Source organism: Methylobacterium hispanicum (genome assembly GCF_022179285.1).
GTDB classification, from domain to species: Bacteria; Pseudomonadota; Alphaproteobacteria; order Rhizobiales; family Beijerinckiaceae; genus Methylobacterium; species Methylobacterium hispanicum.
This window is the reverse complement of record NZ_BPQO01000001.1, coordinates 95,269-116,741: the sequence shown is the minus strand read 5'-3', so window position 1 is coordinate 116,741 and position 21,473 is coordinate 95,269. Positions and strand designations below refer to the sequence as shown.

At 72.6% G+C, this 21,473-nt stretch carries 21 protein-coding genes; 11 read left to right on the top strand and 10 right to left on the bottom strand.

From position 1 onward, the window contains the following. Nucleotides 1-5 precede the first annotated feature (5 nt). Nucleotides 6-431: a DUF779 domain-containing protein gene (locus MFF56_RS00535; protein ID WP_066922217.1), complete on the bottom strand. Its 426-nt coding sequence runs from the start codon at nucleotides 429-431 to the stop codon at nucleotides 6-8. A 120-nt stretch (nucleotides 432-551) separates the two neighbouring features. Here MFF56_RS00535 and MFF56_RS00530 point away from each other — a divergent pair, with 120 nt between their 5' ends. Continuing rightward, on the top strand, nucleotides 552-815 hold the full coding sequence (locus MFF56_RS00530) for a hypothetical protein (protein WP_156453708.1): 264 nt from the start codon (nucleotides 552-554) through the stop codon (nucleotides 813-815). A 394-nt stretch (nucleotides 816-1,209) separates the two neighbouring features. On the opposite strand, the gene adh is transcribed toward MFF56_RS00530, so the two are convergent. After that, nucleotides 1,210-2,733: an aldehyde dehydrogenase gene (gene adh, locus MFF56_RS00525; RefSeq protein WP_066922012.1), complete on the bottom strand. Its 1,524-nt coding sequence runs from the start codon at nucleotides 2,731-2,733 to the stop codon at nucleotides 1,210-1,212. A gap of 328 nt (nucleotides 2,734-3,061) precedes the next feature. Here adh and MFF56_RS00520 point away from each other — a divergent pair, with 328 nt between their 5' ends. Continuing rightward, nucleotides 3,062-3,718, top strand: a complete 657-nt coding sequence (locus MFF56_RS00520; protein WP_156453690.1) for a pyridoxine/pyridoxamine 5'-phosphate oxidase — start codon at nucleotides 3,062-3,064, stop codon at nucleotides 3,716-3,718. A 310-nt stretch (nucleotides 3,719-4,028) separates the two neighbouring features. Here MFF56_RS00520 and MFF56_RS00515 read toward each other — a convergent pair whose 3' ends face one another. Beyond that, entirely contained in the window at nucleotides 4,029-5,627 is a 1,599-nt protein-coding gene (locus MFF56_RS00515) for a gamma-glutamyltransferase family protein (RefSeq protein ID WP_238229301.1), read from the bottom strand. 162 nt (nucleotides 5,628-5,789) lie between these two features. Here MFF56_RS00515 and MFF56_RS00510 point away from each other — a divergent pair, with 162 nt between their 5' ends. After that, complete coding sequence (locus MFF56_RS00510; protein WP_066920460.1) at nucleotides 5,790-7,322, top strand: cation:proton antiporter; 1,533 nt, start codon at nucleotides 5,790-5,792, stop codon at nucleotides 7,320-7,322. Here MFF56_RS00510 and MFF56_RS00505 read toward each other — a convergent pair. Next, a complete protein-coding gene (locus MFF56_RS00505) occupies nucleotides 7,294-7,998 on the bottom strand; it encodes a Crp/Fnr family transcriptional regulator (RefSeq protein WP_308445254.1) in 705 nt (234 codons plus the stop codon). The two genes, MFF56_RS00510 and MFF56_RS00505, sit on opposite strands and share 29 nt — an antisense overlap. Nucleotides 7,999-8,442: 444 nt before the next feature. Here MFF56_RS00505 and MFF56_RS00500 point away from each other — a divergent pair, with 444 nt between their 5' ends. After that, nucleotides 8,443-9,225: a Crp/Fnr family transcriptional regulator gene (locus MFF56_RS00500; RefSeq protein WP_066920464.1), complete on the top strand. Its 783-nt coding sequence runs from the start codon at nucleotides 8,443-8,445 to the stop codon at nucleotides 9,223-9,225. 525 nt (nucleotides 9,226-9,750) lie between these two features. Here MFF56_RS00500 and gshB read toward each other — a convergent pair. Continuing rightward, entirely contained in the window at nucleotides 9,751-10,701 is a 951-nt protein-coding gene (gshB, locus tag MFF56_RS00495; protein WP_066923862.1) for a glutathione synthase, read from the bottom strand. Between the two features lie 124 nt (nucleotides 10,702-10,825). Further along, the gene (locus MFF56_RS00490) at nucleotides 10,826-11,107 is read right to left on the bottom strand and encodes a hypothetical protein (protein ID WP_373324010.1); all 282 of its coding nucleotides are present in this window, start codon (nucleotides 11,105-11,107) and stop codon (nucleotides 10,826-10,828) included. Between the two features lie 448 nt (nucleotides 11,108-11,555). Here MFF56_RS00490 and MFF56_RS00485 point away from each other — a divergent pair, with 448 nt between their 5' ends. Both MFF56_RS00485 and MFF56_RS00480 read left to right on the top strand, forming a co-directional pair. Further along, nucleotides 11,556-11,762: a hypothetical protein gene (locus MFF56_RS00485; protein WP_066923858.1), complete on the top strand. Its 207-nt coding sequence runs from the start codon at nucleotides 11,556-11,558 to the stop codon at nucleotides 11,760-11,762. Nucleotides 11,763-11,786: 24 nt separating this feature from the next. After that, nucleotides 11,787-12,611, top strand: coding sequence for a hypothetical protein (locus MFF56_RS00480; protein ID WP_238229300.1), 825 nt, complete (start codon nucleotides 11,787-11,789; stop codon nucleotides 12,609-12,611). Nucleotides 12,612-12,635: 24 nt separating this feature from the next. Here the strand turns inward: MFF56_RS00480 and MFF56_RS00475 are convergent, their stop codons facing one another. The 3 genes from MFF56_RS00475 to MFF56_RS00465 all read right to left on the bottom strand — a co-directional run bounded on the left by MFF56_RS00475 (nucleotide 12,636) and on the right by MFF56_RS00465 (nucleotide 14,554). After that, nucleotides 12,636-12,914, bottom strand: coding sequence for a 3',5'-cyclic-nucleotide phosphodiesterase (locus MFF56_RS00475; protein WP_066923856.1), 279 nt, complete (start codon nucleotides 12,912-12,914; stop codon nucleotides 12,636-12,638). 148 nt (nucleotides 12,915-13,062) lie between these two features. After that, nucleotides 13,063-13,758, bottom strand: coding sequence for a hypothetical protein (locus MFF56_RS00470; protein ID WP_197430623.1), 696 nt, complete (start codon nucleotides 13,756-13,758; stop codon nucleotides 13,063-13,065). Between the two features lie 181 nt (nucleotides 13,759-13,939). Next, the gene (locus tag MFF56_RS00465; protein ID WP_066923852.1) at nucleotides 13,940-14,554 is read right to left on the bottom strand and encodes a DUF1134 domain-containing protein; all 615 of its coding nucleotides are present in this window, start codon (nucleotides 14,552-14,554) and stop codon (nucleotides 13,940-13,942) included. 119 nt (nucleotides 14,555-14,673) lie between these two features. Here MFF56_RS00465 and MFF56_RS00460 point away from each other — a divergent pair, with 119 nt between their 5' ends. After that, a complete protein-coding gene (locus MFF56_RS00460; protein WP_066923850.1) occupies nucleotides 14,674-15,165 on the top strand; it encodes a YHS domain-containing (seleno)protein in 492 nt (163 codons plus the stop codon). On the opposite strand, the gene MFF56_RS00455 is transcribed toward MFF56_RS00460, so the two are convergent. Beyond that, entirely contained in the window at nucleotides 15,134-15,988 is an 855-nt protein-coding gene (locus tag MFF56_RS00455; RefSeq protein WP_238229299.1) for a 3'(2'),5'-bisphosphate nucleotidase CysQ family protein, read from the bottom strand. The two genes, MFF56_RS00460 and MFF56_RS00455, sit on opposite strands and share 32 nt — an antisense overlap. A 184-nt stretch (nucleotides 15,989-16,172) precedes the next feature. Here MFF56_RS00455 and chpT point away from each other — a divergent pair, with 184 nt between their 5' ends. The 4 genes from chpT (at nucleotide 16,173) to MFF56_RS00435 (ending at nucleotide 21,344) form a co-directional block, all read left to right on the top strand. Next, nucleotides 16,173-16,907, top strand: coding sequence for a histidine phosphotransferase ChpT (gene chpT, locus MFF56_RS00450; RefSeq protein WP_066922228.1), 735 nt, complete (start codon nucleotides 16,173-16,175; stop codon nucleotides 16,905-16,907). Nucleotides 16,908-17,574: 667 nt separating this feature from the next. Continuing rightward, nucleotides 17,575-20,328, top strand: a complete 2,754-nt coding sequence (locus MFF56_RS00445) for a hybrid sensor histidine kinase/response regulator (RefSeq protein ID WP_238229298.1) — start codon at nucleotides 17,575-17,577, stop codon at nucleotides 20,326-20,328. A 60-nt stretch (nucleotides 20,329-20,388) separates the two neighbouring features. Beyond that, nucleotides 20,389-20,889, top strand: coding sequence for a chemotaxis protein CheW (locus tag MFF56_RS00440; RefSeq protein WP_066920963.1), 501 nt, complete (start codon nucleotides 20,389-20,391; stop codon nucleotides 20,887-20,889). Between the two features lie 74 nt (nucleotides 20,890-20,963). Further along, on the top strand, nucleotides 20,964-21,344 hold the full coding sequence (locus tag MFF56_RS00435) for a response regulator (RefSeq protein WP_066920961.1): 381 nt from the start codon (nucleotides 20,964-20,966) through the stop codon (nucleotides 21,342-21,344). The last annotated feature ends 129 nt before the right edge of the window (nucleotides 21,345-21,473 follow it).

Sequence of the window (21,473 nt, the reverse complement as noted above, 5' to 3'; positions counted from 1 at the left end):
GCCGCCTACAGCTTGCACGCTCCGTCGAGCGCCCGGTTCTCGGCTTCCGTGAACAGGCGCGAGCGGATGTGGAAGCGCTTCTCGCGGCCGTTCTCCAGCGAGAACATGCCGCCGCGCCCCGGCACCACGTCGAGGATGATGTGGGTGTGCTTCCAGACCGCGAACTGCGTGCGGGAGATGTAGAAGTCCGCGCCGCCGACCTGCCCGAGATGCACGTCGCCGTCGCCGATCATGAAGTCGCCGACCGGATAGCACATCGGCGAGGATCCGTCGCAGCAGCCGCCCGACTGGTGGAACATCACCGGGCCGTGGTCGGCCCTGAGTTCCTCGATCAGCGCGAGCGCCGCGGGCGTCGCGGTCACCCGGAGCGGCGTGCCGGCCGCGTCGGCCTGTTCGGCGGTGGTGGTCTCGATGCCTGTCGCCTCGCTCATGGGTCGTCCTCCCGTTCGGTATGGTGGCTATCTGGGGCGCGAATCGTCCGGCCACAGCGGGACCTTTCGGATGTCGGTGCGTTGGCCCGGCGCTATTCCGCCGCCAGCCTCAGGACCGTCATGCCCGCCCGCTCCCTCCTCGCCGCCCTGCTCATCGGTCTGGCGCTGCCCGCCGCGGCCGCCCCGCCGCCCGGCGTCGATCCGGGGGCCGGCGCGGGCAGCGTCGGCGCCGGCCCGGCGCCCGGCACGCCCTCCGGCGTCGTCGGCTTCGATGGGCCGCCCGGCGGCGGGGTCAACACCACCGGCGGTCCCGGCGCGCTCCCGCCGGGGGCGCCGCCCGCCAACACCGGCCTGCCCGCCGGCAGCCCGGCCTCCCCGCGCTGAGGGGGCGGATTCACGAAGCCGACTGACACCGTTTCCGGTTGAATGGTTCGGCCGTGTGAGGTGGACCGCGCCGCGCCCCCTCTCCCATAGGGAGAGGGTTGGGGTGAGGGGTATGAGGCTGCCGGAGAAGGCGCGGTGCCGAACGCGCGTCGATCGCGTGCTCATCCCTGCCACCTCATACCCCTCACCCTGTCCCTCTCCCTCTGGGAGAGGGGACCCGCGCTTCGTCCTGAGACGATGCCTCAGACCGAGCTCTTCAACCGGAAACGGTATGACACCCTCCGCGCTCTCTCTCCCTCGCAGAGGGGGGAGGGAGAGCACGGGGCTGCCCGCCCGATACGAAAAAACCCCGGCCTCGCGGCCGGGGCAAGGTTCCTCTCGAGAGGAGCGCGTCTCAGAAGAAGCCGAGCTTCTTCGCCGAGTAGCTGACCAGCATGTTCTTGGTCTGCTGGTAGTGGTCGAGCATCATCTTGTGGGTCTCGCGGCCGATGCCGGACTGCTTGTAGCCGCCGAAGGCCGCGTGGGCCGGGTAGGCGTGGTAGCAGTTCGTCCAGACGCGGCCGGCCTGGATCGCCCGGCCGAAGCGGTAGGCGCGGGTCCCGTCGCGGGTCCAGACGCCGGCGCCGAGGCCGTAGAGCGTGTCGTTGGCGATGGAGAGCGCCTCGGCGTCGTCCTTGAAGGTCGTGACCGAGAGGACGGGCCCGAAGATCTCCTCCTGGAAGATGCGCATCTTGTTGTGGCCGCGGAACACGGTCGGCTTCATGTAGTAGCCGCCCGCGAACTCGCCCTCCTTCACGTTGCGCTCGCCGCCCGTGAGGCACTGGGCGCCTTCCTGCTTGCCGATATCGACGTAGCTGAGGATCTTCTCGAGCTGCTCCGAGGAGGCCTGGGCGCCGATCATGGTGGCGGGGTCGAGGGGCGAGCCCTGCGTGATCGCCTCGACGCGCTTGATCGCGCGCTCCATGAAGCGGTCGTAGATCGACTCGTGCACCAGCGCGCGGCTCGGGCAGGTGCAGACCTCGCCCTGGTTGAGGGCGAACATGGTGAAGCCTTCGAGCGCCTTGTCGAGGAAGTCGTCGTCCTCGTTGGCGACGTCGCCGAAGAAGATGTTCGGCGACTTGCCGCCGAGCTCCAGCGTCACCGGGATCAGGTTCTGCGAGGCGTACTGCATGATGAGACGGCCGGTGGTCGTCTCACCCGTGAAGGCGATCTTGGCGATCCGCGGGCTCGAGGCGAGCGGCTTGCCGGCCTCGAGGCCGAAGCCGTTGACCACGTTCACCACGCCCGGCGGCAGCAGGTCGCCGATCACCTCCATCAGCACCAGCAGCGAGGCGGGGGTCTGCTCGGCGGGCTTGATGACGACGCAGTTGCCGGCAGCCAGCGCCGGGGCCAGCTTCCACACGGCCATCAGGATCGGAAAATTCCACGGGATGATCTGGCCGACGACGCCGAGCGGCTCGTGGAAGTGGTAGGCCACCGTGTCGTGGTCGATCTCGGAGATCGAGCCCTCCTGCGCCCGCACGCAGCCGGCGAAGTAGCGCCAGTGGTCGATGGCGAGCGGGATGTCGGCGTGCGTCGTCTCGCGGATCGGCTTGCCATTGTCCCAGGTCTCGGCGAGCGCGATCAGGTCGAGGTTCTCCTCCATCCGGTCGGCGATCTTGAGGAGGATGCGGGCGCGCTCGGCCGGCGCGGTGCGGCCCCAGGCTTCCTTGGCGGCGTGGGCGGCGTCGAGCGCGCGCTCGATGTCCTGCGCGTCCGAGCGGGCGACCTCGCACACGACCTTGCCGGTGATCGGCGAGGTGTTCTCGAAGTAGCGGCCGGCCGCGGGCGCGACCCACTGCCCGCCGATGAAGTTGTCGTAGCGCGCCGAGAAGGGCGCCTTGGTCTTGGCGTCGGCCAGGAATTCCGGCTTGTTCATGGTGGGGTCTCCTCCGTGCGGCGGCCCGGCCTTTTGGTGGCCTGTGGCGCGTCGGCTTCTGCTCGGCTGCGCACCCGCAGCCAACGGCAGCGGGGCTCGCGAATCAAGTTGGACTTTTGGCCAGGGCGCCCCAGGGCGGGGCGCGGCGGCTCGGTGCGTCGGGGTAGATGCTAGCGCGGATCCGAGTGGGTGGCGAGGCATAAGCCGGCGAGCCTGTCCGGCCGGCAGAGTCGCCCGGAAGGATCGTTCGATCTCCCGGCAGCGCGCAATTGCGGTGCGTGGCGTTGCCATGCGAGATCAGTCGAGGGCGCCGACGCGGAGCAGGTCCATGTCACTCAAGGAGCAGCTTCGAGGTTTGAAGTCCCTCGCAGGCCCCTATCGCGATTTCGATACTGGTGCTGCTCCGGACGAGCCGGCCAGCCTGTTCGGGGTGTGGCTGCAGGATGCGATCACCCATGGGATACCGGAGGCGCACGCCATGACGCTCTCCACCGTGGACGCGGAAGGCTGCCCCGATGCGCGCGTCCTGATCCTCAAGAACGTGGATGCCGATGGATGGCACTTCGCGAGTACGAAGCTCAGCCCCAAGGGCCGTCAGATCGCCCTCTGCCCGCAGGCCGCACTCATCTTCTACTGGCAGCCACTCGGCCGCCAGGTTCGGCTCCGTGGACAGGTCAGCGAACTGAGCCGCGAGATCTGCGAAGCTGATTTCCTGGCACGTCCGATTGGATCGCGAGCGAGCGCGCTACTCGCTCGTCAGAGCGACGTCCTCGAAGGTGATGAGGCGTTGGATATCGCCCTGGCCGAGCAACGCCATCTGATCGAGGGAGACCCATTCATCGTATCGACCGGCTGGACTGTCTACGCGGTCCAGCCAACCGAAGTCGAGTTCTGGCAGGCTGACGGGGATCGTCGGCATACGCGGTTGCGCTACCGTAGAGCGATGGACAGTCAGGCTTGGCAACGCGAGCGGCTATGGCCGTGATCCGAGAGCCTCCCTGCGGCCTTGAGTCGGCTGCGCGCGGCATCTGACGCGGGAGGCTCAACCGGCCGCGACCAGCCAGTTGGCCGACCTCGCCGTTCCAGTAGGCGGCCTGGGTGATGCCGTCGGCCATCGGGAGTTTCCATCCGGGATCGGAGGGGGACGATCCCCAGCCCGATCACGCGGGGCCGCAAGGGGTGGTGTCTTCGCGCCGCTCCCGATCCTACCGCGCCGCTCTCCCTCCTCCGCAGAGGGGGGAGGGAGGACGCTGAGGGGGCCGCCTGAGACGTATGCCCGGGAAGTGCTGCTCCCGCTACAGCCCCAGCGCCCCTCCGTCCGAGCGCGGATCGTGCGCGGCCGCGATGCGCCCGTCGCGGGGGTGGCGCACCAGCATGCCGGCATGGCCCAGCGCGTCGGTGTCGGGGAAGCCCAGCTCCTTGACCGCGTGGCCGAGGCGGCGCAGCGCCGCGATGCAGCCCGGGTCGAGGCGGTCCTCCACCCTCACGCTGGGCGCGGGCGCCCCCCAGGTGCGGCCGTAGAGGAGGCGCGGCGCATCGACGGCGTCCGCCACCGACATCCCGTCATCGGCGTATCGTGAAAAAATCTGGGCCTGGACCTGCGGCTGCCCGTCGTCGCCCGTGCTGCCGTAGCTCATCACCCGGCCGTCGTCGAAGGCGGCCAGCGCCGGGATCAGGGTGTGGAACGGGCGCCGGCCGGGCTCCAGAGGGTTCACCGCGCCCGCGTCGAGGGAGAACGCCGTGCCGCGGTTCTGCCAGCAGAGGCCGGTTGCGGGCAGCACCGTGCCGGAGCCGTACGCCCCGTGGACCGACTGGGTGTAGGAGACGGCGAGGCCCTCCCCGTCGATCGCCCCCATCCAGACCGTGTCGCCCTCACCGGACGCGGGCAGCGGCACGGAGGCCGCGCGCCGCATGTCGATCCGCGCGGCCTCTTGGGCGAGGCGCTCGGGCGTGAGGAAGGCGGCCGGGTCGTGGCGCAGGTGCGCGACGTCCGTGACCACCCGGTCGCGCACCGCGAAGGCCCGCTTCGTGGCCTCGATCAGCCCGTGATGGTGCGCCGGGCCCTGCGCCCCGCGGATGTCCAGCCGGTCGAGGATGCCGAGGATCATCAGCGCGGCGAGCCCCTGGGCGGGGGGCGGGACGTTGTAGAGCGTGGCGTCCCGCCGCCGGAGCGCGAGCGGCGCGCGCTCGACGGCCGCGAAGCCCTCGAGGTCCGCCCGCGTGACCGGCGCGCCGAGCCGCGCGAGGTCGGCGGCGATCTCGCGGCCGACATCGCCGCGGTAGAAGTCCTGCAGCCCCGCATGGGCGAGCTGCTCCAGGGTAGCCGCCAGCCTCGGCAGCGCCCGGACCTCGCCGGCGCCGTAGGGCTTGCCGTCCTTCAGGAAGGTCGCGGAAAAGTTCGGGGCGTCGTGGAGCGTGTCCAGGTCCCGGGGCAGGCAGCGCGCCTCGGAGGGCGAGACCGGCAGGCCGTCGCGCGCCTGGGCGATCGCGTCGGCGAGCAGCGTCCCGAGCGGCAGGCGCCCGCCGAGCGCCCGGGCGAAGTCGAGGGCGAGGCGCCAGCCGCCGACCGCGCCCGCCAGCGTCACCATCGCGTCGGGGCCGCGGGCGGGAATCGCCTCGTGGCCCGCCCGGCGGTAGCGCTCGATCGTGGCGAGGCGGCCCGCCGGGCCGCAGGCCTCGAAGCCGCGCACGCGGCCCCCGCGCTCGCGCAACAGCCAGACGCCGTCGCCGCCGAGGCCGTTCCTGTGCGGGTAGACCACCGCGATCGAGGCCGCCATCGCGACCATCGCCTCGACCGCGTTGCCGCCCTGCGCCAGCACGGACAGCCCGGCCCGCGCCGCGAGATCGTGCGGCGCGGCAACGGCGCCGTGGGCGAAGACGGGTGTCTCGGGCATCTCGGGTCCTGACCGCTGGTACCGAACGGGTTAGACGCGGGTAAGCCGCCTGGATAGCCGCCGGTAAAGCCGCGCGGTCTGGGGGACGGCTTTAACAACCTGCAATTGTGATACGCCGTGCCGCAGGCGGAACGCTTGGCGTCGTCTGCCTCTTACCCGCGCATGTTGATCTTCGAATGGGTCGTCGCCGTCCTCTTCGGCGCGGTCCTGCTCGCGGCGCTGGCCCGGCGCCTCGGCGCACCCTATCCGGCCTTCCTGGCGCTCGGCGGCGCGGCGCTCGCCTTCGTGCCGGGCGTGCCCGACCTCACCCTCGATCCGGAACTCGCGCTGGCGCTGTTCCTGGCGCCCGTGCTGCTGGACGCCGGCTACGACACCTCGCTGCGCGACCTGAAGGCGAACTGGCGGCCGATCGGCGGGCTCGCGCTCGGGGCCGTGGCGGCCACCACCGCGGCGGTCGCCCTGGTGACGCACCTGATGATCCCCGGCATGCCCATCGCCGCCTGCATCGTGCTCGGCGCCGTCGTGGCCCCGCCCGACGCGGTGGCGGCGCTCTCGGTGCTGCGCCACGTCTCGCTGCCGCACCGGCTCACCACCATCCTGCGGGGCGAGAGCCTGCTGAACGATGCCGGCTCGCTGCTGATCTACCGGCTCGGGGTGGCGGCGGCGGCCGCCGGCAGCTTCGACCCCGCCAAGGTGGCGCCGACCTTCCTGCTCGGCGTGGTGGGCAGCCTGATCGCCGGCCCGGTGCTCGCCCGCGGCTTCGTGGCGGTCGCTCCCCGCTTCCCCGATGCGGCGAGCGCCATCGTGATGCAGTTCGTGGCCGCCTTCGGCATCTGGCTCGTCGCCGAGCGGCTGGAACTGTCGGGGGTGCTCACGGTGGTCAGCTTCGCCATCACGGTGGCGCGTTACAGCCCCGGCATCACCGCGCCGCGCACCCGCATCGTCTCCTACGCGGTCTGGGAGACGGCGGTGTTCGTGCTCAACGTGCTGGCCTTCGTGCTGGTCGGCCTGCAGATCGGCCCGATCCTCGACCGGCTGAGCGGGGGCGAGCAGGCCCGGGCGATCGGGCTCGCGGCGGCGGTCTTCGCCACCGTGGTCCTGGTGCGCCTGCTCTGGGTGCTGCCGGCCAACGGCCTGCGCGGGCGGATCCGGGGGCGGGACAGCTCGACGGGCTTCCGGCCGGCGCTGGCGATCTCCTGGGCGGGCATGCGTGGCATCGTCACCATCGCGACCGCGCTCGCCCTGCCGCCGGACTTCCCCGAGCGCGACCTCATCGTGTTCACGGCCTTCTTCACCGTGCTCGGCACGCTGACGGTCCAGGGGCTGACCCTCAACCCCCTGCTGCGCCGGCTCGGCCTGGAGGACGACGACCCGGTGGGCCTGGAGGCGGGACAGGCGCGGGCCGAGGCCTACGCGGCGGCCCTCGACAGCCTGGGTGAGGCGGAGGAGGCCGGCGCGGCGGCCGCGCTGCGGGCCGAGTTCGCGGCCGCCCTCGCGGAGGCCGAGCGCCACGAGAAGGGAGTCGCGCCCGAATCCCTGCCCGCCGACGCGGCGCGCCGGCGCGCCATCGCGGCGGCGCGCGACACGGTGCTGCGCCTGCGCCGGGAGGGCCGCATCGGCGACGACGCCTACTATCGCCTGGAGGAGGAGTTCGACTGGGCCGAGCTCAACGCGACCCCGCGGGCCGAGGCGTAGGGGGCGGCGTGATCAGGCGGGCGTAGGCCGCCTCCGGCACGCCGTAGCTGCCGTGGGTCAGGGCTTTCAGGCCGCCGCGGTCGAGGATCAGCACGCGCTTGCGCCGGTTGCGGATCAGGCCCGCGCCTTCCAGGCCCTGCAGCGCCAGGGTGACGCCGGCCCGCTGCACGCCGAGCATCAGCGACAGGAACTCGTGCGTGAGGGCGAGCTCGTCCCCCTCGACCCGGTCGTGGCACATCAGGAGCCAGCGCGCGAGCCGGCTCTCGAGGTTCAGCGCGGCGTGCGCGTGGGCGGTCTCGCCGAGCTGGAGCAGCTGCGTCTGGATATAGGCGAGGAGCGTCGCCCGCAGGCTCGCGCTCTCCGCCGCCGCCGCGCCGAGCGCCGCGGGCGCGATCGCCAGCCCGGATCCGGCCATCTGCACGACGTGGGCGTGCGGCGTCACGGCGTCGGCGAGGAGGGCGGGCGCGGCCCCCGCCAGCCCCTCGCTGCCCACCAGCCCGATCTCGACGCGCTGCTGCCCGTGCGCGGTCGCCACGGAGACGAAGCCGCTCTCGGGGAAGACGCAGGCCGCGATCGCCTCGCCGGGGGCGATCAGGGACAGCCCGAGCGGCAGGTCCACGGGCCGGAGATGCGGTGCGAGGCGCGCGAGATCGGAGGGGTCGAGCGCGCGCAGCAATCGGTTTCGGATCTCTGATCGATGCGGCTCCGAGACCTCGTCTTCACCACGCGCGGACCGGATTACAGGCATCGGGTTTCGGTATTCTTGATCTGCTGGGCTCGAACGCGCCGCGGATCGCGCGCCGGGCCGGGAAACCACTAGCAGAGCAAGATCTTCATGAACTAATCCATGTTAAGACTTGAGTGTCGGTTCGCAGTGTTGGGAGGCGAGCTTCTGTTCGGTATCGAACCGATCGGCCCCGAACCCTGGCACCCGCTGGCGGGCCTCCCTACAACCGCTGGATGAAGCTGAGCAGGCATAGGCACGCGGATCCCGGATCGCCCGGCCGCCGACGCATGGGGCGCGGGCGCGCATGAGCCGCCCCGTCGGCGCATCCCGATCCTTCGCCGAGCCGTGCGCGGCGGCCGCCTCGCGGGCCGGTGCGGCGGGCGGAATGTCGTGATGGACGCGTTCCCGTTCGAGCCGCCGCCGCGTACGGCCGAGGCGGACGGCGCCGACATGCTGGCGCGCAAGCTCGGCGGCTTCGTCGATCTCGACGCGGCCGACCTCGCCGCCCTCGAACGGGTCTGCGGGCGGGCGCGCCGCTTCGTCGGGCAGACCGATCTCCTGCAGCAGGGCGAGGTTCCGGACACGGTGATCGCGGTGCTGCGCGGCTTCGTCTGCCGCGCCCGCCACCGGCCGAACGGGTCCTGTCAGATCCTCGCCTACCTCCTGCCGGGCGACGTCTCCGATTGCGACGTCACCGACCCGCGGCCGATGGACCACGTGATCGCGACGCTCTCGGCCTGCCTCGTAGCGCGCATCCCGCGCGAGGTCTTCGCGGCACTCCTCGACCGGCATCCCGCGATCGCGCGGGCGCTGCGCATCGCGCGCAGCGTCGATGAGGCGGTCGCGCGGGAGTGGCTGGTGAGCGTGGGGCGGCGCTCCGCCCGCGAGCGGCTCGCCCACCTGTTCTGCGAGCTGTCGGTGCGACTCGGCGCGGTCGGCCTCGCGGGCCCCGACGGCTACGAGCTGCCGCTGACGCAGGTGGCGCTCTCCGACACCCTGGCGCTCACCAGCGTGCACGTGAACCGAACCCTGCGGGAGATGCGGCACGACGGGCTGATCGAGCTGAAGGGCCGGCGCCTCGTCATCCTCGACGCGGAGCGGCTGCGCTCGGTCGCCGAGTTCGACGCCGCCTATCTCCGACGGGCGGCCGGGGGATCGACCTGCGCGCTGGGGTGATGCGGTTTGCGGTTGAAGGGTTCGGCCGTGTCGGGTGAACCGCGCCGCGCCCCCTCTCCCATAGGGAGAGGGTTTTGAGGTGAGGGGTATGACGTTTCAGAACTGAGCACACCATCGGCGCGCGTTCAGGCTGTGCCCTACCCGGCTACGTCATACCCCTCACCCTGTCCCTCTCCCTATGGGAGAGGGGACCCGCGCTTCATCCTGAGAGGATCCGCAACACCGAACGCTTCGACCGGATCCCGTGTGCGGTGAACCGCGCCGCGCCCCCTCTCCCATAGGGAGAGGGTTGGGGTGAGGGGTATGACCTGACAGGACTGAACACGCCATCGACGCGCGTTCAGCTCAGCGCCTTTCTGGGAAGCCCCATACCCCTCACCCGGCTTTCTGCGAAAGCAGACCTCTCCCTACAGGAGAGAGGACCCGCGCTTCACCCTGAGAGGATCCGCAAGACCGAACGCTTCAACCGGATCCCGTAGGAGGTGAACCACTCGATCGGAGGCCGTAGGACGCGCCGGCTCGGGCTCAGGTCCGGGCCGCGAGCCGCGCCTCGATCGCGTCCCAGACCGCGACCGCGAGATCCGGCCCGCCGAGCCGCCGGATCGCCCGGATGCCGGTCGGCGAGGTCACGTTGATCTCGGTGAGGTGCCCGTCGATCACGTCGATGCCGACGAGGATCAGGCCGCGCCGCCTCAGCTCCGGCCCGATCGTCGCGCAGATCTCGCGCTCGCGCGCGCTCAGGTCGGAGGCCGCCGCCGCGCCGCCCCGCACCATGTTGGAGCGGATGTCGTTCGCCGCCGGCACCCGGTTGATCGCGCCCATCGGCTCGCCATCGACCAGGATGATGCGCTTGTCGCCCTCGGTGATCTTCTCCAGGAAGCGCTGCACCACCCAGGCCTCCCGGAACGTCGTGGCGAACAGGTCGTACATCGAGCCGAAATTCGGGTCGGTCTCCGAGACGCGGAACACCGCAGCGCCCCCGTGCCCGTGCAGCGGCTTCATGGCGATCGTGCCGTGCTCGCGCCGGAAGGCCTCGATCTCCGCCCTGTCGCGGGTGATGAGCGTCGGCGGCATCAGCTCGGGAAAATCGAGGACGAAGAGCTTCTCCGGGGCGTTGCGCACCTCGGCGGGGTTGTTCACCACCAGCGTCCGCGGGTGGATCCGCTCCAGCATGTGGGTGGCCGTGACGTAGGCCATGTCGAAGGGCGGGTCCTGGCGCATCAGCACCACGTCGGCCTCCGCGAGGTCGATGCGCTGGATCTCGCCCAGCGTCGCGTGCGCGCCCTCGACGTCCCGCACGGTGAGCGGCTCGACCCGGGCGGTGACGCGCCGGCCCTGCAGGGAGAGCCGGTCGGGGGTGTAGTAGAGGAGCCGGTGGCCCCGCGCCTGCGCTTCGAGCAGCAGGGCGAAGGTGGTGTCCCCGGCGATCCGGATCGCCTGGATCGGGTCCATCTGGACCGCCACGGTGAGCGCCATGTCGGGGCCTCGTCGGTTCGTCCGCCGGAGGTGGCGGGGGCTCGCAGGCCGCCTGCATAAGCCCTCCCCCGTGGCGAGGGGAGGGGCCTTGGGCGAGAGGAAGGGCCTTGGGAGACGCCCGGCCCTAATCCTCGGGCATCGACTTGCCGCCGGTGCGCCGGTCGTAGTCGCCGATCGCGGCGCGGCATTCCGGCGAGAGGCGCTTGCGGTTGCGCGTCATGCAGCGCTCGGCGTCCGGGCTGTTCGGATCGACGCCGACGCAGAGGCGGAAATAGTCGTTGGCGCAGCCGAGCTGCAGGCCCTGGTCCTCGCGCTGGGCCGCGGCCGGACCCGCCGTCACGGCGGCGAGGGCGAGACCGAGGGACAGGATCGCGAGCGAAGGGGGCCGGCGCCGTGCCGCGCGCATGAGGGGTGCCGTGTCCAGTCGCATCCAGCCGTGTCCTTGTCTGTCGATCCCGAACGTCGTTCGCGCGTCGCCCGGCATATCGGGCCGCGCCGCCGCTATGCAAGCGCCGGAACCCGCGACGGTTCCGTCCCGCCGCCGCCGACCCGTCCGCACGGCGCGTCCCGACTTCCGTCAAGAATTCCGGCGAGAAGAAGGCCGCGGCGCGGAGCCGGGGGCGGACAAGAAAATGGCCCTGCCGGTCGGGGCAGGGCCAAGTCAAGGGAGGAAACGCCCGCCATGGGCCAGCAGCCACAAGCAAGACCCGCGCCAAGTCCGGGGCGGCCGCGTCAAGGCTCCGTTAACCATCGCGTGCTGATCTGGCCTCCGACGACCGTTCAGGCCTGACCCCTTGCCGACGCCCTTTCCGGAGGACCCGGGCGGACAGCCTTCGCAGCCGACAGGTGCCCCGATGCAGCTCTCGACCTATCTCGCCCCACCGCCGACCCCCCTGCGCGCCGCCAACGAGGCCGCGCCCGAGCTCGCGCGCCGTCCCCGGACGGCGGCCGCGGTGCTGCCGTTCCGGCCGCTCGCGCGCCGCCGCCGCCCGGCCGAGACGCACGAGCGCCGCGGCCAGATCCTGCTCTTCCTCGGCGTGCGCTACAGCCGCGCCTCCTGAACGCCGGCGAACGGAACCGCTTCCATGGACAGGGCGCACCCGATCCCGGGCCGCCTGCGCCGCAGCGTCGCAGGCGTCTCCGTGCTGCCGCTTCTCGCCGCCTGGCTGCCGCTGCTGGCGGCCTGCGCGCAGGAGGGCGATTTCGGTCGCCCCAGGGCCGGCGCCTGGAACAGCCTCGTGGAGACGACCGGAACGCTCTCCGCCCGCGAGCGCGGCGAGAGCGCCGCGCTGCTGCCGCTGACCGACGACGAGCGCCTGCTGCGCGACCGCGCCTGGCGCTTCCTGATGCCGGCGGCGCCCGGGCAGGCCTTCCACGACGTGCTGGGCAACCTGAGCCGGACGCGGGTGCTGCCGCCCGGGCTCCTGGTGCGGGACGTGGCCGCCTATTTCGACGGGCTGGCGGCCGTGCCGGCGCGCTCGCAGGTGTCGCTCTACCGGCGGCTCGCCGAGGATGCGGGCGCCGACGCGCGGCTGATCCCGGCCTTTGCGGCGACCGCCGCCGTCGTGGTCGCGGCGGACGGGCGTCGGCTGGCCGGCCTGCCCTTCGCCCGCACCCTCGACGACTGGGACGTGCGGCAGGCCGCCATGCGGGTCGCCGAGAACCGCTGCCTGATCGCCTGGGTGCGCCTGGAGGCGGGCGCGCGCGTCGGGCGCTACCGCTACGCCCTGGAGCATCTCTTCGCGGCCCTGCCGAGCCCCGACGGGGTCGGGGCGGAGCGCGCCATCGCGTCGCTGGCGGAGCGGCGCGCGCTCCTCGAGCCGCTGCTGCCGCCGGACGCGGCGCTGCGCTGCGGGCTCGTGCCGGGCGAGGCGGTCGCCGCCGCCCCGGCCCTCGTCGTGAAGGATTGAGGCCCGGATCGGGCGGCGGCGGCCTCAGCCGCGCTTGCCGCCCTTCGGGTTCTGGGTCGCCTGGTAGGCGTCGATCGCCCGGCGGCAGTTCTCCGACAGCGACTTCCAGTTCTTCTCGAAGCAGACGTCGAGCGCCGGATCCTCGGGGGCGAGGTTGCCGCAATAGTTCAGGTAGTCCCCGGTGCAGTACTTCTTCAGCGTCTCGTTGCCGCGCCGCGTCTGCTGCGCCTGCTCCGCCGCGGCGGGCAGGCTGACGGCGGTGACGCCGAGCGCGAGGGCGAGGGTCGTCAGCTTCAGGGCCATGGTGGCTCGTTCCATCTCGATTGCCGGAGGATGACGCTCCGATGATGCTTTTGCGTGGTCGAAACAAGGCGTCTCGTGCACGATTTCGCACGCGGAAGGCCCGCGTGGGGGCGCCGCGTTCCGGCCTCTATCGGCGTCCGGCGCCGTCTCAGCCGCGCGCCGTCGAGAAGGCGCCGGCCACGGGCAGGCGCTCGCGCGGCGGCGCGAGGCTGTCGGCGAGCTCCGCGATGCGGGTGCGCAGCTCGGCGTTCTCGCGCTCGACCGCGCTCTCGCGCGCCGACAGCGCCTGCGCCAGGGCGTCCTCCGCGGCGGAGAGGCGGGCGAGCAGGACCTCCCGCTCCTCCAGGTCCTCCCGGGTCTCGGGCATCCCCGCGGCGCGCCCGTCCCCGGCGGGGCCGGCGCGCCGGGCGGCGAGCAGGCTGTCGAGGAGGTCGGCATGCGCCTCCTCCAGGGCCCGCAGGGTGGCGAGGCTCGCCGCGCCCTCGCCGAGGGCGCTCTCCAGCTCGCCCTCCAGCCGGGCCTTGTGCGCCAGCCCGTCGGCGACCTCGCCCTCGCGCCGGGTGAGGTCGCGGGCGAGCCGCGCGGCCTCCATGGTGCGCGCGCCGATGGCCGCCATGTCGGCCTGGCGCCGGGCCCGCACCGCCTCGACCGTGCGCTCCAGCCGCCGCTGCTGGACCGCGAAGCGGGCGCGCAGGAAGTCGCGCTCGGCCGCGATCTCGGCGGGGGCGAGCGGCACCAGGGCCTCGGCCCGGCGCCGGGCGAGGCGTGCCGCGCGGGCGTTCAGCACCGGCAGGAGCAGGAGGCCGCCGAGGCTCGCGGCCAGGAAGCCGAGAGCGAAGATCATCAGGGTTTCGATCACGCGCGGAACCGCTCGCCGACCGGGTCCCGCCGGACCCGCCACATACGTGCCCTCATACTAGTGAAGGGCGCGGCCCCGGGCCAGCCCGCCGGACGCGGCCCTCCCGTGGCCCTTGCCGTGGCCCTTGCCGTGGCCCTTCCCCTGGCCGTCGCGGCCCGGCCCGGGCTCAGAACGGGTTCCAGGTCGGCTGGTCGGTGAACTTGAGATAGCCGACGTTGATGCCGAGCCGCGCGCCGACGCCGCTGCGGATCGGCACCACCACGGTGTTGTCGTTGACGACCGCCGTCATGCCGAAGCCGCCGATGAAGTAGGCCGAGCCGTTCACGCCCCCGTAGCGCCGGTAGAGGCTGCGCACGGAGGGCAGGTTGTAGACGAGCATCATGGTGCGCGCCCCGTCGCCGCCGACGTCGAAGCCGAGGGAGGGACCCTGCCAGTAGACGCGCCGCTGGCCGGCGTTGCGGGTGTAGAGGGTGCCCTCGCCGTAGCGCACGCCGCCGACGATCGCGCCGGAGGCCTCCTGGCCCAGGATGTAGCCGTTCGGCTGGCCCCAGCGCCGGGTCGCCTCCTCGACGGTCAGCGCGAGCCCGCGCGAGACCGAGCCGAAGAAGCGGTGGCCGTTGTCGATGATCTCGCCGGGGCGGAAGGATTCGGGCATGCCGTCCTCGCCGCGCCCTTGCGCGTTGGCCGCGCCGGCGCCCGCGAGCAGGAGGCCGGCGGCGAGGCCCGCGACGCCGGACAGTGCCCGGCGCCGGGCGGGGCTGTGGAGTTTGGGGCCCGTCATGCTTCCTCCTCCGCCGATCGTTGCGGCTCCGCGTGGCGCGATTCGGCGCCGCGAATGCGGCAAACCGGGGGTGCGCGGGCGCCTGTCGCCGCGCGGCACCGTGCGGCATAAGAGCGAGGATGTGGTTAACGCGCCGTAAGCTCGGGCTCCTCGCCCTCCTCACCTGCGGGCCGGTGCCGGCCGGGGCGCAGGCCCCGACGCCCCCCGCGCAGCTCCCCGCGGAGCTCCCCGCGACCCTGGCGCTGCGCGGTTTCGACGCGGTGAGCTACTTCCTGCCCGGCGGCCCGCGTCCCGGCGCCGAGCGGTTCGAGCTGGCCTGGGGCGGGCGCGCGTGGCGCTTCGCGAGCGCGGGCAACCGCGCCGCCTTCGCGGCCGGGCCCGGATTCTACGCGCCGCGCCTGGACGGCAACGACCCGGTCGGCGTGCTCGACGGGCGGATCGTCGATGCGGACCCGCTGGTCTTCGCGGTGCTCGGGGGCCGGCTCTACCTGTTCCGCGACGCGGAGCGCCGGGCGCGGCTCGTGGCCGATCCGGGCCTCGCCGACCGGGCCGAGGCGCGCTGGCCCGCGCTCGCGCGGCTCATCGAGCCGCTGCCGCGCTCCCCGAACTGACGGGCAGGGCGAGGCGCCCGGCGAGGCGCGGGTCGCCGAGCGCCGCGAAGGCGCCGTTGCGGTAGCCCGCCGCGTGGCGCCCGTAGGCAAGCGGGCCGCCCCCGGGCGTCACCACGCACCCGCCCGCCGCCGTCACGATGTGGTCGCCCGCGGCCGTGTCCCACTCCATGGTCGGACCGCAGCGCACGTAGAGGTCGGCCTCGCCCGACGCGACGAGCCCGAACTTCACCGCCGAGCCGACCGGGTGCTGCGCGGCCACCGGCAGGGCGGCGAGGCAGGCCTCGGTCTCCGGGTCGCCGTGGCGCCGGCTGCCCAGCGCGACGAGCCCGTCCGCGGGTGCCGGCCGCGCCCGCACCGCGCGGGGCTCGCCGGGGCGCCCCTGCGCGATCTCCGCCTCCAGGGCCCGGGCGCCCGCCCACCAGATCCGCCCGAGCCCGGGCGCCGCCAGCGCCGCCGCGACCGGCCGCTCCCCCGCCACCAGCGCGATGCAGACGGCGTATTCGGGCGTGCCGGCCAGGAACTCCCGCGTCCCGTCGAGGGGATCGACCAGGAAGAAGCGCGCGGCCGGCTTCCGGTCGTGGCAGGTCTCCTCGGCCACCGCCGGGATATCCGGAAAACGCTCGGCCAGGGCTGCCAGGATCAGCGCCTCGGCCTCGATGTCGGCCACGCTCGCGGGCGAGCCGTCCGGCTTCAGGCTGTGGCTGCAGCCCTTCGCGTGGTGGTGGCGCAGAACCTCGCCCGCCGCGCAGGCGATCTCGGCCAGCCGCCGGGCGATGCCCTCGCGCTCCGTCTCGTCCATCCCGTGCCCGCCCGTCCGCGTCATCGCGCCGTCATGCCCGAGCCCCGCGCGCCTGTCGACGCCTGTCGACCGGGCGGTCGCGGGCCGATCCGGACCGCGCGAGGCCGATCCGTAACGCTTTCCAAAGCCCTCGTCGGCATCTATCCCGGGCGGTTCACGGCCCGCGAGCCGAACCCGCCGGAACTGTTAAGAACGCCCGGAGCGTGCCATGACCACCGTGAACCTCGAAGCGCTCGACCTGTCCGCGCTGCTCTGCTCCCGCGTCTGCCACGACGTGATCAGCCCGGTCGGCGCCATCGTGAACGGCCTGGAGGTTCTGGAGGACGACCAGGACGAGTCGATGCGCGAGTTCGCCCTCGACCTCATCCGCAAGAGCGCCCGGCAGGCCTCGGCCCGCCTGCAATTCGCCCGCATCGCCTTCGGGGCGGCGGGCTCGGCCGGCGCCTCGATCGACCTCGCGGATGCCGAGAAGGTCTCGCGCGGCATGTTCGCCGACGACAAGACCCAGCTCAGCTGGAGCGCGCCGCAGGCGCTCTTCCCGAAGAACAAGGTCAAGCTCCTGCTCAACCTCGTGATGATCGCGACCGGCGCGATCCCGCGCGGCGGCCATATCGACGTCGCGGTGACGGGCGAGGGCGACGCGCCGCTGATCGTGCTCAAGGCAAAGGGACCGCACGCCCGCATCCCGCCCCATGTCGAGGGCCTGATGGCCGGCACCTCCGAGACCGGCACGGTCGATGCGCACGGCATCCTGGCCTTCTACGCAGGCCTCGTGGCGCGCGCCGCCGGCATGGGCGTGACCTTCGCGATCGAGGGCGACACGGTGACGATCCGCGCCGAGCCCGCCGCCGCCGAGGCGCCGGCCGAGACCGAGCCGACGCCGGAAGAGGACCGCCCCTCCGACAGCGCCCCGGACAGTTCCTCGGACACCGCCCTCGCCTGAGCCTTGCGGCGGGCCTCTCTCCCCGCGCGCGGCTCCCGCCGCGCTCCCCTGTCTCCCTCTATGAGCCGGGCCGTCGCAGGGCGGTTTGCACCGCGCCGCAGCGTGCGGCGCGGGTCCCCTCTCCCATAGGGAGAGGGACAGGGTGAGGGGTATGACGTTCCCGAAAGAGGCGAGGGCCTGAACGCGCGTCGATGCCGAGCAATGTTCTGAAAGGTCATACCCCTCACCCCAACCCTCTCCCTATGGGAGAGGGGGCCGGTCGCGGCTCCGGCATGATCCGGGAGACGTCGCCCTGACGCCCGGCACGTCCTTCGAACGGGCGTTCCGAAGGCCTGATGACCGAACAGGTCTGCCGTGTGGATCATCGGGGTGCGGGAAATCTTCCGCTCGCTCGGGCCGGCCCCGTATTCGAGCGCCGGGCGTCCCGCAGATCCCAGTTGAAGCCGCATTTCGGCGACCGGGCGAGCGTTGCATTTCGAGATCGTTAACCACGTTTGGCCGTATCCCGGCCGCGAAAGCAGTCCGATCCTCTCCGGAACCCGATTTAACCGTCATCAATCTTTCCTGATCGCTCGCGGCGGCCCTCCCGGGAAACCCTTTTCTAACCGGACGCGCTCAGAGTTGCCCCAGCACCGGCACTTGTGCGGGCACAATCTGAGTATCGCCGATGGACGATCTGCTGCGTGAATTCCTGACCGAGAGCAGTGAGCATCTCGATACGGTCGATACCGAGCTGGTCCGGTTCGAGCAGGATCCGAACAACGAGACCATCCTGCGCAACATCTTTCGTCTGGTGCACACCATCAAGGGCACCTGCGGCTTCCTCGGCCTGCCCCGCCTGGAGGCGCTGGCGCACGCCGCCGAGACCCTGATGGGCCGCTTCCGCGACGGCATGCCGGTCAGCGGCGCCTCCGTCACCCTCATCCTCGCGACCCTCGACCGGCTCAAGGCGATCCTGGCCGATCTCGAGATCGCCGGCACCGAGCCCGCCGGCTCCGACGACGACCTGATCGAGGCGCTCGACCGCATGTCGGCCGGCGAGGTGCCGGCGGTCGCGGTCGCCGCGCCGCCCCCGCCGCCCGAGCCGGTCCTGCCGCCACCCGTCGAGCGCGAGCTGAAGCCCGGCGAGGTCAGCCTGGACGAGCTGGAGGCCGCCTTCCTGGCCGCGCCCGGTCCCGACGACGAGCCTGCTCCGCTCCCGGCCCCCGCTTCCATCCCCGCTTCCATGCCGGCTCCCGTGGCGGCCCCGGTCGCCGCCGCGCTCGCGCCGGTCGCCGCCACGCCGGCGCCCGCACCTGCGCCCGTCCCGGCGCCCGCCGCCCAGAAGGCGGAGGCCCCCGCGCCCGCCGCCGAGGGCGGCGAGGTCCCGGGCAAGGTCCAGACCATCCGGGTGAACGTCGATACCCTCGAGCACCTGATGACGATGGTCTCGGAACTGGTGCTCACCCGCAACCAGCTCCTCGAGATCGCCCGGCGCCACGAGGATTCGAGCTACAAGGTGCCGCTGCAGCGGCTCAGCCACGTCACCGCCGAGCTGCAGGAAGGCGTGATGAAGACGCGCATGCAGCCGATCGGCAACGCGTGGCAGAAGCTGCCGCGCGTGGTGCGCGACCTCTCGGCCGAACTCGGCAAGCAGATCGAGCTGGTGATGCTCGGCGCCGAGACCGAGCTCGACCGGCAGGTCCTCGACGTGATCAAGGACCCGCTCACCCACATGGTGCGCAACTCCGCCGACCACGGCCTGGAATCGACCGCCGCGCGCGTGGCCGCCGGCAAGCCCGCCCGCGGCACCATCCGGCTCGCCGCCTACCACGAGGGCGGCACGATCACGATCGAGATCGCCGACGACGGCAAGGGCCTGGATCTGGCCGCCATCCGCCGCAAGGCGGTGGAGCGCGGTCTCGCCTCCCAGGCCGACGTCGAGAAGATGACCGACGCCCAGGTCGCCAAGTTCATCTTCCACGCCGGCTTCTCGACGGCCGCCGCCGTCACCTCGGTCTCGGGCCGGGGCGTGGGCATGGACGTGGTCAAGACCAACATCGAGACCATCGGCGGCGTCATCGACATCAACACCCAGGCGGGCCGCGGCACCACCTTCACCATCAAGATCCCGCTGACGCTGGCCATCGTCGCCGCCCTCATCGTGCGGGCCGGCGAGAGCCGCTTCGCGGTGCCGCAGGTGGCGGTGCTGGAACTGGTGCGGGTCGATCCCGCCGCCGCCCAGAAGATCGAGCGCATCAACGGCGCGCCGGTGCTGCGCCTGCGCGAGCGCCTCCTGCCGATCGTGACGCTGACGAGCCTGCTCGGGCAGGAGGCGACCGAGGCCGAGACCCAGACGGGCTTCGTAGTGGTGGCCCAGGTCGGGCGCCAGCGCTTCGGCATCCTGGTGGACGAGGTCTTCCACACGGAGGAGATCGTCGTGAAGCCGATGTCCTCCAAGCTCCGGCACCTCTCGCTGTTTGCCGGCAACACCATCCTGGGCGACGGGGCGGTCGTGCTCATCGTCGATCCGAACGGCGTCGCCCGGCAGGTCAGCCAGAGCGCCCAGGCCGGCTCGATCCCGGCCGAGATGGAGGCCGAGGAGGTCGAGGCCGGCGAGGCCGGCGAGGCCAAGACGACGCTCCTCGTCTTCAAGGGCGGCAACGGCGCCTTCAAGGCTGTGCCGCTCTCCCTCGTCACGCGCCTCGAGGAGATCGACGCCACCAAGGTCGAGTGGCTCGGCGGCCGCCCGCTGATCCAGTACCGCGGCCGCCTGATGCCGCTGGTGGTGGCCGACGAGACCATCCAGATCCGCACCGAGGGCACCCAGGCGCTCGTGGTGTTCTCGGACGGCGAGCGGGCGATGGGCCTCGTGGTCGATCAGATCGTCGACATCGTCGAGGAGCGCCTCGACATCGAGATCGCGGCCGAACGCTCGGACCTGATCGGCTCGGCGGTGCTGCGGGGCCGGGCCACCGACATCATCAACATCGCCCACTTCCTGCCGCTCGCCTACGACGACTGGGCGCGCGGGCCCCGCCGGCCGACGAAGGTGGCCAGGACCCTGCTGCTGGTCGACGACTCGGCCTTCTTCCGCGACATGCTGACCCCGGTGCTCAAGGCCGCGGGCTACGGCGTGATCGCGGCCGAGGGCGCCGAGCGGGCGATGGCCATCCTCTCGGGCGAGACCCGGATCGACGTGGTGGTGACGGACCTGGAGATGCCGGGCCGCAGCGGCTTCGACCTCGTCGCGGCGATCCGCGCCGCCGGCCACCCGATCGCCGGCCTGCCGGTGATCGGGCTCTCGGCCGCGGTCGGGGCCGAGACCGTGGACCGGGCGCGCCGCCTCGCGATCAGCGACCTCGTGGCCAAGTTCGACCGCAGCGGCCTGATCGCGGCGCTCACCGAGATCGACGCGCCGAGCCTCGCCGAGGCTGCCTGACCCCGAGGCGCGGCCCGCGCCCGACCCCGCCACGCCCGTTCAAACCGGACCACCGCCATGATGAAGCCCGCCAACAGCAACGCCGCGGCCGCCGCCGCGGCCAAGGACGGCGCCACCCAGGAATTCGTCACCGTCTTCGTCGGCGAGACCATGTTCGGCCTCGCCATCAACCGGGTGCACGACGTGTTCATCCCCACTGGCATCACGCCGGTGCCGCTGGCACCCCCGGAGATCGTCGGCCTGCTGAACCTGCGCGGGCGCGTCGTCACGGCGATCTGCCTGCGCCGCCGGCTCGGCATGCCCAGGGCCGAGACGCAAGGGGCCGGCATGGCGATCGGCCTGGAGCAGGCCGGCGAGACCTTCGGCCTCGTGGTCGACGGCGTCGGCGAGGTGCTCAAGCTCGGGCCCGACACGCACGAGGCGGTGCCGATCAACCTCGACGCGCGCTGGCGCAACCTCGCGCTCGGCGTGCATCGCCTGGACGGCAAGCTCCTCGTCATCCTCGACGTTGACGGGCTCCTCAGCTTCGGCGCCGAGCGCGCCGAGCCCACCGCCGCCTGAGCCGGGGGAGCGCCATGGCCACCGCTTTCGCAACCGCGTCGGGAACCGCTTCGGGAACAGCCTCGGGGATGTCCGTGCCGACCTGCCTCATCGTCGATGATTCCGCCGTCATCCGGAAGGTCGCGCGCCGCATCGTGGAGACGCTCGGCTTCACGGCCGCGGAGGCCGAGGACGGGGCCGAGGGCCTCCAGGTCTGCCGGCAGGCGATGCCGGAGGCGATCCTGCTCGACTGGAACATGCCGAACGTGGACGGCTACGCGTTCCTGCAGGAGATCCGCCGCATGCCGGACGGCGACCGGCCCAAGATCCTGTTCTGCACCACCGAGAACGACGTCGGGGCGATCGCGCGCGCGCTGCGGGCGGGGGCGGACGAGTACATCATGAAGCCGTTCGACCGCGACATCCTGACGGCCAAGCTCGAGCAGGTGGGCGTGCTCCAGGCGACGGCCGCCTGAGAGCCGCGGGGCCGGATCCGCGGCACGACGACCCGAGACCGGGCCGCCCGTGCGCGGGCGGCGCCAAGACCCCAACGACGCCCGTGCGCGGGCGGCGCGAAGACCGAACGACGCCCGGACACGCGCCCC

Bases quoted from the DNA above. Each gene is read 5' to 3' on its own strand.
- MFF56_RS00515 (WP_238229301.1), bottom strand. From the start codon at position 5,627: ATGCCCGAGACACCCGTCTTCGCCCACGGCGCCGTTGCCGCGCCGCAC.
- MFF56_RS00510 (WP_066920460.1), top strand. From the start codon at position 5,790: ATGTTGATCTTCGAATGGGTCGTCGCCGTCCTCTTCGGCGCGGTCCTG.
- MFF56_RS00530 (WP_156453708.1), top strand. From the start codon at position 552: ATGCCCGCCCGCTCCCTCCTCGCCGCCCTGCTCATCGGTCTGGCGCTG.
- MFF56_RS00460 (WP_066923850.1), top strand. From the start codon at position 14,674: ATGTGGTTAACGCGCCGTAAGCTCGGGCTCCTCGCCCTCCTCACCTGC.
- MFF56_RS00500 (WP_066920464.1), top strand. From the start codon at position 8,443: ATGGACGCGTTCCCGTTCGAGCCGCCGCCGCGTACGGCCGAGGCGGAC.
- MFF56_RS00535 (WP_066922217.1), bottom strand. From the start codon at position 431: ATGAGCGAGGCGACAGGCATCGAGACCACCACCGCCGAACAGGCCGAC.
- MFF56_RS00465 (WP_066923852.1), bottom strand. From the start codon at position 14,554: ATGACGGGCCCCAAACTCCACAGCCCCGCCCGGCGCCGGGCACTGTCC.
- MFF56_RS00520 (WP_156453690.1), top strand. From the start codon at position 3,062: ATGTCACTCAAGGAGCAGCTTCGAGGTTTGAAGTCCCTCGCAGGCCCC.
- MFF56_RS00470 (WP_197430623.1), bottom strand. From the start codon at position 13,758: ATGATCTTCGCTCTCGGCTTCCTGGCCGCGAGCCTCGGCGGCCTCCTG.
- adh (WP_066922012.1), bottom strand. From the start codon at position 2,733: ATGAACAAGCCGGAATTCCTGGCCGACGCCAAGACCAAGGCGCCCTTC.
- MFF56_RS00480 (WP_238229300.1), top strand. From the start codon at position 11,787: ATGGACAGGGCGCACCCGATCCCGGGCCGCCTGCGCCGCAGCGTCGCA.
- MFF56_RS00485 (WP_066923858.1), top strand. From the start codon at position 11,556: ATGCAGCTCTCGACCTATCTCGCCCCACCGCCGACCCCCCTGCGCGCC.
- MFF56_RS00490 (WP_373324010.1), bottom strand. From the start codon at position 11,107: ATGCGCGCGGCACGGCGCCGGCCCCCTTCGCTCGCGATCCTGTCCCTC.
- chpT (WP_066922228.1), top strand. From the start codon at position 16,173: ATGACCACCGTGAACCTCGAAGCGCTCGACCTGTCCGCGCTGCTCTGC.
- MFF56_RS00445 (WP_238229298.1), top strand. From the start codon at position 17,575: ATGGACGATCTGCTGCGTGAATTCCTGACCGAGAGCAGTGAGCATCTC.
- MFF56_RS00440 (WP_066920963.1), top strand. From the start codon at position 20,389: ATGAAGCCCGCCAACAGCAACGCCGCGGCCGCCGCCGCGGCCAAGGAC.
- MFF56_RS00455 (WP_238229299.1), bottom strand. From the start codon at position 15,988: ATGACGCGGACGGGCGGGCACGGGATGGACGAGACGGAGCGCGAGGGC.
- MFF56_RS00475 (WP_066923856.1), bottom strand. From the start codon at position 12,914: ATGGCCCTGAAGCTGACGACCCTCGCCCTCGCGCTCGGCGTCACCGCC.
- gshB (WP_066923862.1), bottom strand. From the start codon at position 10,701: ATGGCGCTCACCGTGGCGGTCCAGATGGACCCGATCCAGGCGATCCGG.